General features: G+C 67.8%; 18 protein-coding genes. 3 read left to right on the top strand and 15 right to left on the bottom strand.

Annotation, left to right across the window (positions count from 1 at the left end; genetic code table 11):
* Positions 1–7: 7 nt before the first annotated feature.
* The 15 genes from gp17 to VJ897_RS01435 all read right to left on the bottom strand — a co-directional run bounded on the left by gp17 (position 8) and on the right by VJ897_RS01435 (position 12147).
* On the bottom strand, positions 8–418 hold the full coding sequence (gene gp17, locus VJ897_RS01505; protein WP_324052582.1) for a DUF3168 domain-containing protein: 411 nt from the start codon (positions 416–418) through the stop codon (positions 8–10).
* The gene (locus tag VJ897_RS01500; protein WP_324052580.1) at positions 415–750 is read right to left on the bottom strand and encodes a head-tail adaptor protein; all 336 of its coding nucleotides are present in this window, start codon (positions 748–750) and stop codon (positions 415–417) included. Before VJ897_RS01500 ends, gp17 begins: the two co-directional genes overlap by 4 nt.
* Positions 750–1346 carry a head-tail connector protein gene (locus tag VJ897_RS01495; protein ID WP_324052578.1) on the bottom strand — a complete coding sequence of 199 codons (597 nt, stop codon included), beginning with the start codon at positions 1344–1346 and terminating at the stop codon, positions 750–752. The genes VJ897_RS01500 and VJ897_RS01495 overlap by 1 nt, the downstream gene beginning before the upstream one ends.
* A gap of 169 nt (positions 1347–1515) precedes the next feature.
* Complete coding sequence (locus tag VJ897_RS01490; RefSeq protein ID WP_324052576.1) at positions 1516–2709, bottom strand: phage major capsid protein; 1194 nt, start codon at positions 2707–2709, stop codon at positions 1516–1518.
* Between the two features lie 39 nt (positions 2710–2748).
* Positions 2749–3288 (bottom strand): HK97 family phage prohead protease, encoded by a 540-nt coding sequence (locus VJ897_RS01485; RefSeq protein ID WP_324052574.1) that lies wholly within the window; start codon positions 3286–3288, stop codon positions 2749–2751.
* Positions 3289–3300: 12 nt separating this feature from the next.
* Positions 3301–3528, bottom strand: a complete 228-nt coding sequence (locus VJ897_RS01480; RefSeq protein WP_324052572.1) for a GTA head formation protein, RCAP_rcc01685 family — start codon at positions 3526–3528, stop codon at positions 3301–3303.
* Entirely contained in the window at positions 3521–4720 is a 1200-nt protein-coding gene (locus VJ897_RS01475; RefSeq protein WP_324052571.1) for a phage portal protein, read from the bottom strand. The genes VJ897_RS01480 and VJ897_RS01475 overlap by 8 nt, the downstream gene beginning before the upstream one ends.
* Before the next feature lie 182 nt (positions 4721–4902).
* The gene (locus VJ897_RS01470; protein ID WP_324052569.1) at positions 4903–6246 is read right to left on the bottom strand and encodes a DNA-packaging protein; all 1344 of its coding nucleotides are present in this window, start codon (positions 6244–6246) and stop codon (positions 4903–4905) included.
* The gene (locus VJ897_RS01465) at positions 6167–6520 is read right to left on the bottom strand and encodes a hypothetical protein (RefSeq protein WP_324052567.1); all 354 of its coding nucleotides are present in this window, start codon (positions 6518–6520) and stop codon (positions 6167–6169) included. Before VJ897_RS01465 ends, VJ897_RS01470 begins: the two co-directional genes overlap by 80 nt.
* A 160-nt stretch (positions 6521–6680) precedes the next feature.
* Positions 6681–7841 carry an endolytic transglycosylase MltG gene (gene mltG / locus VJ897_RS01460; protein WP_324052565.1) on the bottom strand — a complete coding sequence of 387 codons (1161 nt, stop codon included), beginning with the start codon at positions 7839–7841 and terminating at the stop codon, positions 6681–6683.
* Positions 7842–9101, bottom strand: a complete 1260-nt coding sequence (gene fabF, locus VJ897_RS01455) for a beta-ketoacyl-ACP synthase II (protein ID WP_324052563.1) — start codon at positions 9099–9101, stop codon at positions 7842–7844.
* A 202-nt stretch (positions 9102–9303) separates the two neighbouring features.
* A complete protein-coding gene (locus VJ897_RS01450; RefSeq protein WP_324052561.1) occupies positions 9304–9537 on the bottom strand; it encodes an acyl carrier protein in 234 nt (77 codons plus the stop codon).
* A gap of 195 nt (positions 9538–9732) precedes the next feature.
* The gene (gene fabG / locus VJ897_RS01445; RefSeq protein WP_324052559.1) at positions 9733–10470 is read right to left on the bottom strand and encodes a 3-oxoacyl-[acyl-carrier-protein] reductase; all 738 of its coding nucleotides are present in this window, start codon (positions 10468–10470) and stop codon (positions 9733–9735) included.
* An 83-nt stretch (positions 10471–10553) separates the two neighbouring features.
* The gene (gene fabD, locus VJ897_RS01440; protein ID WP_324052557.1) at positions 10554–11492 is read right to left on the bottom strand and encodes an ACP S-malonyltransferase; all 939 of its coding nucleotides are present in this window, start codon (positions 11490–11492) and stop codon (positions 10554–10556) included.
* A gap of 79 nt (positions 11493–11571) precedes the next feature.
* Complete coding sequence (locus tag VJ897_RS01435; protein WP_324052555.1) at positions 11572–12147, bottom strand: hypothetical protein; 576 nt, start codon at positions 12145–12147, stop codon at positions 11572–11574.
* A 244-nt stretch (positions 12148–12391) separates the two neighbouring features.
* Between VJ897_RS01435 and rpsF the strand changes: the two genes are divergently transcribed.
* From rpsF to rplI, 3 genes are read left to right on the top strand one after another with little or no spacing between them, the layout of a single operon-like run.
* A complete protein-coding gene (gene rpsF / locus VJ897_RS01430) occupies positions 12392–12736 on the top strand; it encodes a 30S ribosomal protein S6 (protein ID WP_324052672.1) in 345 nt (114 codons plus the stop codon).
* A gap of 29 nt (positions 12737–12765) precedes the next feature.
* Entirely contained in the window at positions 12766–12993 is a 228-nt protein-coding gene (gene rpsR / locus VJ897_RS01425) for a 30S ribosomal protein S18 (protein ID WP_084863575.1), read from the top strand.
* Between the two features lie 13 nt (positions 12994–13006).
* A complete protein-coding gene (rplI, locus tag VJ897_RS01420) occupies positions 13007–13642 on the top strand; it encodes a 50S ribosomal protein L9 (protein WP_324052553.1) in 636 nt (211 codons plus the stop codon).
* Positions 13643–13714 lie beyond the last annotated feature (72 nt).

The raw sequence follows: 13714 nt of genomic DNA, 5'->3' as shown, positions 1-13714 counted from the left end.
TTGAAAATCAGCTGTCGTCCACGCGGGCGCGGAAGGTCAGGTCGATGCGGCGCTGGTCGCCGGGGCGCAGGCGCCGGGCGCGGGCCTTGGCAAAACGAAGCGCCACCAACCGGCCGCGGTTCAGCACCAGCGGCGCGTCCACCAGCGTATCCGAAACCGCCGCGGCCAGCGCCTTGGCCTCGGCAAAGCCCGCGGCCTCGGTGATCACCGAAACCGTGAAATCATGCGTCGCGCCCTGGCCGGTCTGGTCGGAGGCGTCGCGCACCCGTTCCGGCCCCAGCGTGACGTAAAGCGCCGGTTCCGGCCCCGCGGGCGGCGCGTCGAAGATGTCGCCCCCAGACAGCGCGGCGACCTCCGAATTGCCTGCCAGCGCCTGGTAGACGGCCGCCTGCAGGGCGGCGGAGACGGCATAGCTCATGCGATCACCTCTTCCTCGGCGTCGGCCACAAGGTAACGGCCGTCGGCGTCGTCCTCGGTCACGGCCAGGATGCGAAGAACCCGGTCGCCCTCACGAAACCGCTGACCGGCGACCGGGCGCGACGGGGCGCCAGACGGTGCGGCCCGCAGGGTGACGCGATAGCGCACCCGCGACACCGCCATCGCCGCGCCCGAGGTCTCGCGCCCGCTGCGCGACTCGACCTGCGCCCAGAGCGTGCCAAGCGCGGCCCAGCTTTCGGTAAAGCCGCCCGCGCCGTCGGCCAGGCTTTGCGGGCTCTCCAGCACAAGGCGCCTGTTCAGACGAGGGGCCATCACACCACCCCCCGGCCCAGGCGCAGGCTGCGGTAGCGTTCGATCAGGGCGCTGACGCCGAAGGGCATGCAGCCGCCATCGTACTGGGTTTCAAGCCGGTATTCGTAGTAGTGCGCCGCCAGCAGCATCACCGCCTGTTGCAGGTCGCTGGGCAGGTCCGACCAGTCCGGTCCGAAGCCAGCGAGAAACCGCAGCCGCACCGACCCGGCGCGCGGGATCATCGGCAGGGCCGTGCCCGCGGCCAGAAGCGCCGGGCGCTGCATGTCAGGCCGCAGGGTCCAGGCTGCCGCGTCCACCGCGTTTTCCTGGCCCATGCGATCCAGCAGCACCACCTCGGCCACGGCGCTGACCGGGGCGATGGGCAAGGGCTGTCGCACTGGATCAGCCCAGGCCGACAGTGTCAGGGCAAAGTCCCGCTCGATCAGCACCTTGGAGGTGCGCCCCTCGATCGCGGCCATGGCCGAACGCAGGAACCCCTCCAGCAGCCCGTCCTGCAAGCCGTCATCGGAAAAGCCCGATCCGAGGCGCAGGTGCTCCTTGAACAAACCCAGCGGCAGGGCGCTTTGCGGCACCGTGGTCTCTTCGATCAACATCATCAGCTTTCTCCGAAAACGGCTTGTCGTGTCTTGGGTAAGGTGCCCGGGCGCAGGCCCCCCGCATCGCTCGGACGGAAGGAAGCAGCTGGACAACACGGGGGTGCCCCGCGCCATGCCCGCGCCCGGGCCGGGGGGCGGCACCATCTCCGCCCCCCGTCCGGTGACGGCCTCAGGACAGGCCGAACTTCAGCAGCTTGATGGCGGCAAAATCGCTGACCGCCCCGCCCACGCGCTTGGTGGCGTAGAACAGGACGTGCGGCTTGGCGCTGAAAGGATCGCGCAGCACCCGAAGGTCCGGGCGTTCAGCCACGGTGTAACCGGCCGAGAAATCGCCAAAGGCAATGGCCATGGCCCCCGAGGCAATGTCGGGCATGTCCTCGGCCACCAGGACCGGATAGCCCAGCAGCCGCGCGGGTTCCCCGGCCGTCAGCCCGTCCGACCACAGGAAACGGCCGTCGGCATCCTTGATCTTGCGCACCGCCCCGGCAGTCTTGGAGTTCATCACGAAGGTGCCGCTGGCGCGATACTCGGCGCCCAGCGCATAGACCAGGTCGATGATCGCATCCGCCGGGTTGGCCGCGTCGAAGCCGCCGTCGGCCCCGGTCACGACATAGCCGAGGTTGCCCCAGGACCAGCCGCCGTTGGCCACGGTCGGCGCGGTCAGGAAGCCCTGCGGCTTGTCCACCCCGTCGCCATCGACAAAGGCCGCCGCCTCGGAGCGGGCGAACTTGTCGGCGATGCGCGTGGCCAGCCAGGCCTCGATGTCGAAGGCGCTGTCATCCAGCAGGCGCTGGCTCGCCTTGGGCAGGGCCGAAAGCTCGTGCAGCGCAATGCTGATGCGGTCGATCTGCGGCGTGCCGCTCTCGCTGGTCGGATCGGTCTCGGTGGCCCAGCCCGCGCCCATCTCGGCATGGTCGACCAGCACGTCGTAGGACGTTGCCTCGACCTGAACGACATTGGCGATGGCCCGGATCGAGGCGGTCGAGGACAGCGTCGACCGGATCATGTTCGAGGTCTGCGGATCGACCAGGTAACCGCCATCGGCCGCCACGGCACCGGACATGGCCTTGCCTTCCATTTCGAGGCCGCGCAGCCCGTCATCGTCGCCCGACCGCAGGTAGGCGGCAAAGGCCTTCTGGTGGGGCGCCTCTTCCGAGGCGGCGGTGGCCAGGGCCGGGCGGGCCCCGGCGATGGCGGATTTGCGGTCAAGCTTGCTCATGCGTTTGTCCTGTTCCTGAAGCTTCTGGTGAATGTCGGTTGAAAAGGCCCGGAAATCGGACATGAACCCGGCCATCGCCGTTTTCAGATCCCCGGCCGGAGACGTGTCGTCGCCGGCCCGAGCCTTCGTCTCGGGGTTGCTCATCTGTGCGATTCCTTCAGATAAGTTTTTGAAACGCCGGGCCTATTTCGGGACCAGCAGGCCACGGGCCTCGTTAAAGACCTGCGCCAGTTCACGCATGACCCGGGCGTCAGGGTCGTCCCCCTTGGCCCCGACCCGCGCATCGGGAAGCATCGGGAATGTCACGAGGGACACCTCCCAAAGCTCCAGCTCGGACAAGAGGCGTCCGCCCTTGTCATTCTTGGCCGCCCGCAACGTGCGATAGCCGATCGACAGCCCGTCGATCGCCCCCGCCTCGATCAGCGCGGCGGCCTCGCGGCCGCGGGCCACGTCGCGCAGGATGCGGCCCTTGACCCAGAGCCCCCGGTCGTCCTCGCGCACCGTGTCCCAGACACCGATGGGCTGTGCCGGGTCATGCTGCCAGAGCATCTTGACGCGCCCCCCGCGGCCTTCCAGCCGGTGCAGCGAGCGGGTGTAGGCCCCGCGCTCGACCACGTCACCGCCCTTGTCGGGCGCCCCGAAGAGCGAGGCATAGCCCGCCACCTCGGCGCCATCGACCACCAGTTCGGTGCCGAAACCCATGTACTTGTGTTCCAGGTTCATGCCTTTCTCCTCTCACGGGGCCGTGGCCAGAAGCGATTGTGCCGCCTGCGCCAGGATCACCCCCACCACGCCGAAGACCGTCAGCCACAGGCGGCGTTCCAGCCGCTGCATCATGTCCTCGATCTTGCTCAGCTGTGTGTGCAACTGGCTGAATTGCAACGCCGTCAGGCGCTCCTGCGCCTCGATCCGCATGGCCGGGGCACAGTCGAAGGCCTCGCGCGGGAAGGGCCGGTCATCCATCGCCAACCTCCTCTGTCGGCAGGCCCAGCAGGCGGCGCTTCTCCGTGTCCGTCAGGAAGTCGGCCCCGCCGATGCGGGCCCATTGCGCCTCGCGTTCAGCCGCCAGTGCCGGAACCTGGTCCAGGTCGGGGCGCAGCCTCACGTCGTCGCCGGTGAAATCATTCAGCCAGTCGGACAGCGCGCCGGTGACGCGGGCCGCCAGCGGCAGCACCGTCAGGCGGTAGAAGGCGCGGTTGGCCTCCTGGTAGTTGGCGTAGGTGGCATCGCCGGGGATGCCCAACAGCATGGGGGGCACACCGAAGGCTATGGCGATCTCGCGGGCGGCGGCCTCTTTCGTCTCCTGGAATTCCATGTCGCTGGGCGAGAACCCCATCGGCTTCCAGTCCAGCCCGCCTTCCAGCAGCATTGGCCGGCCCGCGTTGCGCGCGCCCTGGTGCTGGCTTTCCATCTCCAGCAGCAGGCGATCGTACTGATCCGGACTCAACTGCCCCTGCCCGTCGACCCCGGCATAGACGATCGCCCCCGAGGGTCGCGCGGCATTGTCCAGCAAGGCCTTGGACCAGCGGCTTGCCGCATTGTGCACGTCCACCGCATTGGCGGCCGCCTGCATCGGCGACAGGCCATAATGGTCGTCCTGCGGGTGAAAGCTCTTGATATGACAGACCGGGCTGGGGCCATCGCCGACCTGAAAGCGGTGCTTGCGCCCGTTCACGGTATAGTCATAGGCCACGGGCCAGCCATCGGCCCCGGGCACCAGCGCCATCCGGTCCGAGCGCAACACGTGCAGTTCCACCGGCGTGCCCTCGGGGCCGGGCACCGCCTCCAGGTAGCCGTTTCCGGTCAACAGCACCTGGCCGATCAAGGCCTCGATCAAGTCTGCCCGGCCCTGCGCGCCGTTGGGGCGACGCACCAGATCGATCACCGGGTGGATGTCATAGCGGCGGTCGTGATCCTGCAACACCAGCGGGAGCGCGGCCACGGCTTCGGCAATCATCCTGACCGTGCGGAATCCGATGGGGTTCGCGGCAAAGCCTGTCCTGGTCAGGGTGGCGCTGTCGCGCGCGCTCCAGGTCACGCGCCCGGCACTGCCCCAGGCCGCCACCCGGCCCGCAGCCGAGGCCTTGACCTCGGGCGCGCCGGTCGCGGGCACAGATCCTGCCCCGGTTTCGCCACGCTTGAGAAAGTCGAACATCCAAATCTCCTCGATCCGCCCGATCCGTCATCTTGCGATCCAACGAGGCACAGACTCGGGCAAAGCCCTGAACGGGCCGGAAATGTCCCGTGCGCTGAGGGGGCAACAGAACCAACCCCATGCCGCAAAACGAAAAACGCCGCCCCGAAGGGCGGCGCGGCATGGCACGGGGCGGGGCGTATCTACAGGTGACGCAGGCGCGGGCTGCGATGCGCGCGCGCTGGAAGAAGCACCAGGTCGGTGATCGCCCAGACCAGCGCGTCGACCCGGTCAGGCGACCCCGTCCCGCTATAGCCTTGGGCGGTCATCTGGCACATCTGGTCCTCCAGATCGCCCAGTCCCCGCAGATGCGCCACGCGGCCCTGTTCGTAAAGGGCTGCGACTGGCTCGGCCCGCGCCGCCTTGGACCGGCCCGCGTGGACCGCCTTGTAGGGCACCGTATCGTCCAGCGATCGCACGATGCTCTCCACCATGGCCCCGCCCTGGTTGACCTCGGCCACTAGCCGGTCGGCCCCGTGCCGCGCCATGGCGCGCAGGGCGGCCGCGGCCCAGCCATTGGGCGACAGCCCCTGCACACTGGCATCCTCCAGCACGTAGACGCGCCAATCCTTCGGGGCACCCTGCGTGCAGGCCCCGACCACCACGATGCCGCAGGTATCGGCCTGTGGCCCCTGCCCGGCGGGCGGATCGACGGCGGCGACAACACGGTCCAGTTCCGGCGCCACGTCGACCCGCGCGGCCTCCAGCCCGTCGGTGGTCCAGAGTGCGCCATCGACATCCGACAGAAGCACCCCGTCCAGTTCCTGCCGCCCAAGCCGGGTGCCGGCATATTCGGCCATGACCTCCTCAAGGAAGGTATCTGCCAGGTAGGCGCGGTTCGCCTCGGTCGGGGCATTGGTCTGCACCGTCGAGGGCCGCGCCAGCAGGTCGGTCAGTGCCCTGACCCGGCGCGGCGTGGTGGTGACGCAGGCGCGTGGCTGGCGCCCAAGCCGCAGCCCGAATTGCAGCATCGGCCAGACCGCGTCCGCCTTGCGCCACTTGGCCAGTTCATCGGCCCAGGCGGCGTCGAATTGCGGCCCGCGCAGGGAGTCCGGATCATGGGCCGAGAAGACCCGCGCCGTAGCACCGTTGGGCCAGACAAGCATCTGCCGCCCCGCGATCCATTTCGGCCGTCGATCGTCCGGTGTGCAGGCCAGGATACCGCTTTCGCCAAAGACCATGACCTCGCGCGCCTGGTCCATGGTCTCGCCCACCAGGGCGATGCGCCGCGCCATTCCGGGGTCGCGCGGACGCGACCCCTCTGCCATCGACCTGACCCATTCGGCCCCGGCGCGGGTCTTGCCCGCGCCGCGCCCGCCCAGGATCACCCAGGTGCGCCAGTCCCCCCCGGGCGGCAACTGGTGGCCCAGCGCCCAGAACTCGAACAGGTAGGGCAGCGCCCGCAGTTCATCCGGCCCCAGGGTCCTGAGAAACGCCTTTCTCTCGGCAACATCTGCGGATGCGAGCAAGTCTGCACCCGATCTCAAATCGGGCCCGCTCGAAGTCGATCTCGCCGCTCTCAAGCCCGGTTCCGAACCTTTCATTGAACTCCGCCTCCAGTTTCTGGGCCTGGGCCATGGCCGTCTCCAGCTGTTTCTGCTTGGTTGCCAGGTCCCTGACCTCGCCCAGCCGGCCCGCCTGCAGATCGGCAAGGATACGGCTGAGGGTCTCGTTGATGCTTCGATTGAGCTGCCTAGCCTCCTTGATACGTTCAGCAGCGATTTCCTGATCGGCGGGTCTGCCGCCGCATTGGTTGCTCATAAGGGTCCACCCCACTGGTTGCTCCGCCCAGCGAGCGCGCGATGAAAACGGCCCCCGGGGTCGATCCCCGGGGGCCCTCACAGCCTGTCCAGCATGGTGGGACTCTACGTCCGACCGCGCGCCCGGTCAAAACTTGCCGGGACGTGACCGGGCGTTGCATTCACTCGGCCTGTTCGGCCTCCAGCGCGCGGTAGGCCGCAACATTGCGATTGTGCTCGGCCAGGGTGGTAGCAAAGTTGTGTCCGTCTCGCGGGTCCAGCGTCTTTGCCACGAAGAAGATATAGTCGGTCTCGCCGGGATTCATCACCGCCTCGATGCTCAGCCGGCCGGGGTTGGCGATGGGCGTGGGCGGCAACCCGTCGATCACGTAGGTGTTGTAGGGCGTTCGGGCGCGCAGTTCGCTCTGGCGCAGGCCCCGGCCCAGCACCCCGCGTCCCTCGGTGATGCCGTAAATAACCGTCGGGTCGGTCTGTAGCCGCATGCCCCGTTCCAGCCGGTTCTCGAAGACGCTGGCCACCGTGCGCACCTCGTCATAGCCGCCGGTCTCCTTCTCCACGATCGAGGCCAGGATGAGCGCCTCCTGCGGGGTCTCCAGCGGCAAGCCCTCGTCACGTCCGGCCCAGGCCTCGGCAAGGATGCGCGACTGCGCCTGCTGCATTCGTCCGACCAGCGCAGCCGCGTCATCGCCGGGCACAACCTGGTAGCTTCCCGGCGCCAGGCTGCCCTCATCGGGGACTTCGCCGATCTCGCCCGACAAAACCTCGAGGCGGTTGAGCGCGGTCATGACCTGCCAGCTTGTGACCCCCTCGGAAACGACGACGCGATACTGCGTGTCCGGGGCCTGACGTTTCTCGGCATAGATCGCCGGGCGTTCATCCGCGGTGGGATCGAACTGCGCCAGGTCCTCGTATTCGCGCGTTTCGGGGTTCAGTTCGCGCACCTCGGACAACACCCGCGTGACCCCGATGCGATGCACGATCTCGGTGCCGCAGGTGCTCTGACCGCTGGCCGTCACGATCTCGATGATCTCTTCCATCGAGGCCCCGCGGGGCACCAGGAAGGACCCGGCCTTGAGCTGTGACGCCTTGTCGGAATAATCCGCGCCGATGCGAAAGATCGCCGGCTGGGTAATCGCGCCGATCTCTGCCAGCTCCTCGCTGACCCCGCGCATATTGGAGCCGCGCTCCACCTGAAGACAGATCGCGGTCTCCAACGGGCCCCGGGCGGTGTATTCGCGATTACCCCAGCCAATCACGCCGGCCAGCAGGAAAAGCAGCACGATCAGGAAGGTCAGCGCATTGCTGGCGATATGTCGCCACATCTAGCCGGCCTTTCCGAACAGCACGCTCGCGTTTGTGCCCCCGAAGCCGAAGGAATTGGACAGCGCCACGTCGATCTTGCGCGCGACCTTTGCGTTCGCGGCCAGGTCCAGCGGCGTCTCGACAGCCGGATTGTCCAGGTTGATCGTCGGCGGCGCGACCTGGTCGCGCATTGCCAGGATCGAGAAGATCGCCTCGATCGCGCCCGCGGCGCCCAGCAAGTGCCCGGTCATCGACTTGGTGGACGACATGGTGACATTGGCCGCGTGATCGCCCAGCAGGCGTTCCACCGCCCCCAGTTCGATCACGTCCGCCATGGTACTGGTCCCATGGGCGTTGATGTAGTCGACTGCGTCCGGGGCCAGCCCGGCATCCTCCAGCGCGGCCTGCATCGACCGGTAGCCCCCCTCGCCATCCTCGGACGGCGCGGTGATGTGGTAGGCGTCGCCGGTCAGACCGTATCCGATCACCTCGGCATAGATTTTCGCGCCACGCGCCTTGGCATGCTCGTAGTCCTCCAGCACGACCATGCCCGCGCCCTCGCCCATGACGAACCCGTCGCGGTCGATGTCATAGGGGCGACTGGCCGACTCTGGATCGTCACCGCGCTTGGTGGACAGCGCCTTGCAGGCGTTGAACCCTGCGATGCCGATTTCGCAGATCGCGGCCTCTGCGCCGCCTGCGATCATCACGTCGGCCCGGCCCGCCTTGATCAGTTGCGCCGCATCGCCGATGGCATGCGCCCCGGTGGAACAGGCCGTGACAACCGCGTGGTTGGGCCCCTTGAACCCGTACTTGATGGCGATCTGACCGGAAATCAGGTTGATAAGCGCCCCCGGCACGAAGAAAGGCGAGACCCTGCGCGGCCCCTTTTCCTTCATCATCACGGCCGTATTCGCGATCGAGTTGAGCCCGCCGATCCCCGAGCCCGTCAGAACGCCAGTGCGCAATAGCGCCTCTTCCGTATCGGGCGTCCAGCAGGCGTCCTTGACGGCCTGTTCGGCGGCCGCCATGGCAAAGAGGATGAAGGTATCGACCTTGCGGACCTCCTTGGGCTCCATGTAGCGATCGGGGTTGAACGTGCCGCCCGCGCCATCGCCGTAGGGGACTTCGCAAGCATAGGACGTGGCAAAACCCTCGGGGTCGAAGCGGGTGATCCGGCCGGCCCCGCTCTGCCCCTCAAGGAGGCGCGTCCAGCTTTCTTCCACCCCGTCGGCCAACGGCGTGACAAGACCCAATCCGGTTACCACTACTCGACGCATGCTCTGCCCCTAGACTTCCTGTTTCGTCGAAACCTGATACCCCGGTCCGGGGCCGCGGGGCAAGGCCCACCGGCGCCCTCGGCACCCCCGTGCCGGCCCGTTTCCCGGCCACTGCCAGACCCGGAAACCCACGAAAAAGGGCGGTGCCGCGCGGCCCGCCCTCGTTCTTTACGACCTGAAGCGCCCCGGCGGGGCTGCGCGGTCAGCTCGCCTCGTTGATGAACTTCACCGCATCGCCGAACGTCTGGATTGTCTCGGCGGCATCATCGGGAATCTCGATGCCGAACTCCTCTTCGAAAGCCATGACCAGCTCGACGGTGTCCAGCGAGTCGGCGCCCAGATCATCAATGAAGGACGCCCCCTCGACAACCTTGTCCTCCTCGACACCCAGGTGTTCCACAACGATCTTGCGGACGCGATCTGCGACATCGCTCATGATAGTTCCTCACTTCGCTTCGGGGCTTTTCGCCCCCTGTTTGGGTTGCCCTCGCCGGGGTTGATGCGGCCGGGCGGCTCTTGCGGCCCTGCTCTAGGACCCGGACGGGCGGGAAAGACACCCGTCCGCGAAATCTTTGCGGCCTATATCAGAGATTCCCGGCGACGCAAACGCTTTCAGACCCGCCATCGCGGCTCATAGCATGGCCATGCCGCCGTTCACGTGCAGCGTGGTTCCCGTGACGTAACCCGCCTCCTCGCTGGCCAGGTAGAGCACCGCCGCCGCGATCTCTTCCGGGGTGCCCATGCGCGCCGCCGGAATCTGCCCGTTGATCGCCGCCTTCTGATCGTCGTTCAACTTATCGGTCATGGCCGTCGCGATGAAGCCGGGGGCGACGCAGTTGACCGTGATGCCCCGTGTGGCGACCTCCTGGGCGAGCGACTTGGACAGCCCGACCAGGCCGGCCTTGGCAGCGGCATAGTTGGCCTGGCCCGCGTTTCCGGTGGTGCCCACGACCGAACTGATGTTGACGATGCGCCCCCAGCGGGCCTTCATCATCGGCCGGATGGCCGACTTCGACAGCCGCATGGTCGAGGTCAGGTTGACCTCCAGAACGCTGTCCCAGTCCTCGTCACCCATGCGCATGAACAGGTTGTCGCGGGTGATCCCGGCATTGTTGACCAGGATGTCGACCCCCCCCATCGCCTCGCCAGCCCGTTTGACCAGGCCATCGACCGCCGCGCGGTCGGACAGGTTGCAGGGCAGGACGTGGGCGCGGCCGCCCAGATCGTCGGCCAGGTCCTGCAAGGGCGCCTCGCGGGTGCCCGAAAGGCCCACCGTGGCCCCCGCACCGTGCAGCGCGCGGGCTATGGCCCCGCCGATGCCGCCCGATGCGCCCGTGATCAGCGCTGTCTTTCCCGTCAGATCGAACATTGTGCTTCCTTCCCGTCCGCCCCTCGCTCGGGGCAACAAAATCCCAGACCTCGGGTCGCCCCGCCCGACGGCGGGGCCCCGGATCAGCCGTTCAGCGCCCCGACGGCCGCTGTCACGTCTTCGGGGGTGCCGACCGCGCGGGTGGCGACCGCGCGGTCGATGCGCTTGATCATCCCCGACAGCGCCTTGCCCGCGCCGATTTCCCAGGCCTCCGTCACGCCTCGCGCGGCCATCCAGGCCACGCTCTCGCGCCAGCGCACCGATCCCGTGACCTGCGCCACCAGCAACGCGCGGATCTCGTCGGGATCGTTGACAGCCTCGGCCCGCACGTTGGCCACCAGCGGCACCGCGGGCACGCCAATGGCGACCTCTGCCAGGGCCGCGGCCATACGGTCTGCCGCCGGCTGCATCAGGCGGCAATGGAACGGGGCACTCACGGGCAGCAGCATGGCACGTTTCGCGCCTTTGCCCTTGGCGATCTCGACGGCGCGTTCGACCGCGGCCTTGTGGCCCGAGACCACCACCTGGCCGGGATCGTTGTCATTGGCCGCCTGGCAGACATCGCCCTGCGCGGCCTCTTCGGCCACCGCCGTTGCAGTCGCGAAATCCAGGCCGAGCAGGGCGGCCATGGCGCCCTCGCCCACCGGCACGGCCTCCTGCATGGCCTCGCCACGAATGCGCAGAAGGCGCGCGGTGTCGGCGATGCTCAGGGCTCCGGCTGCGGCCAGCGCGGAATACTCCCCAAGGCTGTGCCCGGCGACGAAATCGGCCGCCTCCATCGTGACGCCCTCAGCCTCCAGCGCGCGCATCGCCGCCAGCGAGGTCGCCATGAGCGCGGGCTGCGCGTTGCGTGTCAGGGTCAGCTCGGCGATCTCGCCCTGCCAGACCAGCCTGGAGAGAGGTTCGCCCAGGGCCGCGTCGACCTCATCGAAGACGGCCTGCGCCGCCGGATAGGTGTGGGCCAGCGCCTGCCCCATACCGATGGCCTGGGCGCCCTGGCCCGGAAATACGAATGCCCGCATCGATGTGCCGTCCCGTCTGTTTATACGTCGCACCCGACCTAGCGGAAGCCGGCGGGCGGCACAAGAAAGGAGGCGCGTCTCAGGCCCCGCCCGGCAGGCGCAGGTCGGCCGCCAGACGCGCCCGCAGCGGTTCCAGGTCCGCCGGATCGCCGGTGCCCGCGGGCAGCACATCACCGCAAGCCAGCCGCACCTGGAGCTGGCCGCGCGCCCCGGCGCAGTGCAGCACCACCCCGCTGACGGCATCGAAGCCGTAAACCCCCAGAACCGGCGCCCGGCCGATGCCGGGGCCCGTGACCTCGCGCAGCTCGCCGCGCGCGGTATCGACCTGCAGCCGGACCGCACGGTGCCCCTCCGCGCGGGCATGCAGCGCCGCGGCCGCGCCGCCCAGCATCGCCGAAAGCACCAGGCGCGGCAGCGGGGCCAGCCCGTCCGCCGCCCCCGGGATCAGCCAGATACCCGCCGCCGCCAGGCCGCAGGCCAGGGCAAGCAGGATGAAGACCCCGCGGGCCAGCGCCAGCGCGCCACGTTCGGACTCGGCCGGGCCAATCTCGTAGCCCCAGAACTGCTGCTCGACCTGCGGCTGATCCGGCCGCACCGCGCCATGAACGGCGCGGGATCCAACAAAAGCCTGTTGCGGTTCGGTGAAAGATACCATCGTGCTGACCCCCGTGAGTGACCTGCACCGTCCTGCCCGCGCAATATGGCCTGCGCGCGGCGCAGCGGAGGAAACATTGCGCCCTCCCGCGCCCCTTTCGCTCCGGGCTTGAACCGCGGCCTGCAACCTGTATAAGGCCACATCCTTCCGCGTTGATAAGATGAACAGCGCAGTCTCTCGTGGGACGGGTGCGGAAGGCGAGTTGCCCGCCCTTTGAAATGCGCCGAAAATGAATGGAGTGCACATGCCGCTTTACGAGCATGTTTTGATTGCGCGTCAGGACCTGTCCAACGCGCAGGCCGAAGGCCTTATCGAACATTTTGGCACCGTCCTTTCGGACAACGATGGCAAGCTCATCGATTCCGAATACTGGGGCGTCAAGACGATGGCCTACAAGATCAACAAGAACCGCAAGGGCCACTACGCCATGATGCGGACCGATGCCCCGGCACCGGCCGTGCAGGAGATGGAACGCCTGATGCGCCTGCATGACGACGTGATGCGCGTGATGACCATCAAGGTCGACGCGCACGAGGAAGGCCCCTCCGTGCAGATGCAGAAACGCGACGACCGTCGCGAACGCCGTTAACAAACCGGATCAGGAAAGGACCATAAATCATGGCAGCCAAACCGTTTTTCCGCCGTCGCAAGACCGATCCCTTCGAGGGCGAGAACGCCCCCAAGATCGACTACAAGGACACCAAGCTGTTGCAGCGCTACATTTCCGAGCGCGGCAAGATCGTTCCCAGCCGCATCACGGCCGTGGGCGCCAAGAACCAGCGCAAGCTGGCCCAGGCCATCAAGCGCGCCCGGTTCCTGGCCCTGCTGCCCTACTCGGTCAAGTAAGGAGACCCGCACAATGGATATCATCCTGCTCGAACGCGTCGCCAAGCTGGGCCAGATGGGCGAAGTCGTCTCCGTCAAGAAAGGCTACGCGCGCAACTACCTCCTGCCCCAGCGCAAGGCGCTGCGCGCCAACGAGGTGAACATGAAGGCCTTCGAGGATCAGAAGGCCCAGCTCGAGGCCCGCAACCTCGAAACCAAGAAAGAGGCCAACGCCCTCGCGCAGAAGCTCGACGGCGCCAAGTTCGTCGTGATTCGCGCGGCTTCGGACGGCGGCTCGCTCTACGGCTCCGTCTCGCCCCGCGACATCGAACGCGAGGCCGCGGCCCAGGGCTACGACATCAGCCGCAAGCAGGTCGTCATCGGCGACCCGATCAAGGAGCTGGGTCTGCGCGACGTGACCGTGCACCTGCACCCCGAGGTCGAGGCGACGATCACCCTGAACGTGGCCCGGTCGCCCGAAGAGGCCGAGGTCCAGGCCTCAGGCAAGTCCATCCAGGACCTCGCCGCCGAGGAAGAAGCCGCCGCCGAATTCGAAATCCAGGAGCTTTTCGAGGACATCGGTGCCTCGCAGCTCGACGAGCTCGAAGAAGGCACTTCCGGCCTGGTCGAAACCCCCGAGGGGGAAGAGGACGACACCGACAAGGGCTGACGGTCCACCGACAGCAGAGCGACACTTGAACCGCCCGCGGCCCCGGCCGCGGGCGGTTTCTTTCGTCATGGG

The organism is Salibaculum sp., assembly GCF_035270045.1.
Taxonomy (GTDB): Bacteria; Pseudomonadota; Alphaproteobacteria; order Rhodobacterales; family Rhodobacteraceae; genus Salibaculum.
The sequence above is the reverse complement of the archived record's forward strand: the minus strand, read 5'-3'. Positions and strand labels throughout refer to the sequence as shown.

Bases quoted from the DNA above. Each gene is read 5' to 3' on its own strand.
- gp17 (WP_324052582.1), bottom strand. From the start codon at position 418: ATGAGCTATGCCGTCTCCGCCGCCCTGCAGGCGGCCGTCTACCAGGCG.
- fabG (WP_324052559.1), bottom strand. From the start codon at position 10,470: ATGTTCGATCTGACGGGAAAGACAGCGCTGATCACGGGCGCATCGGGC.
- rpsF (WP_324052672.1), top strand. From the start codon at position 12,392: ATGCCGCTTTACGAGCATGTTTTGATTGCGCGTCAGGACCTGTCCAAC.
- VJ897_RS01450 (WP_324052561.1), bottom strand. From the start codon at position 9,537: ATGAGCGATGTCGCAGATCGCGTCCGCAAGATCGTTGTGGAACACCTG.
- fabD (WP_324052557.1), bottom strand. From the start codon at position 11,492: ATGCGGGCATTCGTATTTCCGGGCCAGGGCGCCCAGGCCATCGGTATG.
- VJ897_RS01485 (WP_324052574.1), bottom strand. From the start codon at position 3,288: ATGAACCTGGAACACAAGTACATGGGTTTCGGCACCGAACTGGTGGTC.
- VJ897_RS01465 (WP_324052567.1), bottom strand. From the start codon at position 6,520: ATGAGCAACCAATGCGGCGGCAGACCCGCCGATCAGGAAATCGCTGCT.
- VJ897_RS01435 (WP_324052555.1), bottom strand. From the start codon at position 12,147: ATGGTATCTTTCACCGAACCGCAACAGGCTTTTGTTGGATCCCGCGCC.
- mltG (WP_324052565.1), bottom strand. From the start codon at position 7,841: ATGTGGCGACATATCGCCAGCAATGCGCTGACCTTCCTGATCGTGCTG.
- VJ897_RS01490 (WP_324052576.1), bottom strand. From the start codon at position 2,709: ATGAGCAACCCCGAGACGAAGGCTCGGGCCGGCGACGACACGTCTCCG.
- VJ897_RS01500 (WP_324052580.1), bottom strand. From the start codon at position 750: ATGGCCCCTCGTCTGAACAGGCGCCTTGTGCTGGAGAGCCCGCAAAGC.
- VJ897_RS01480 (WP_324052572.1), bottom strand. From the start codon at position 3,528: ATGGATGACCGGCCCTTCCCGCGCGAGGCCTTCGACTGTGCCCCGGCC.
- fabF (WP_324052563.1), bottom strand. From the start codon at position 9,101: ATGCGTCGAGTAGTGGTAACCGGATTGGGTCTTGTCACGCCGTTGGCC.
- VJ897_RS01495 (WP_324052578.1), bottom strand. From the start codon at position 1,346: ATGATGTTGATCGAAGAGACCACGGTGCCGCAAAGCGCCCTGCCGCTG.
- VJ897_RS01475 (WP_324052571.1), bottom strand. From the start codon at position 4,720: ATGTTCGACTTTCTCAAGCGTGGCGAAACCGGGGCAGGATCTGTGCCC.
- rplI (WP_324052553.1), top strand. From the start codon at position 13,007: ATGGATATCATCCTGCTCGAACGCGTCGCCAAGCTGGGCCAGATGGGC.
- rpsR (WP_084863575.1), top strand. From the start codon at position 12,766: ATGGCAGCCAAACCGTTTTTCCGCCGTCGCAAGACCGATCCCTTCGAG.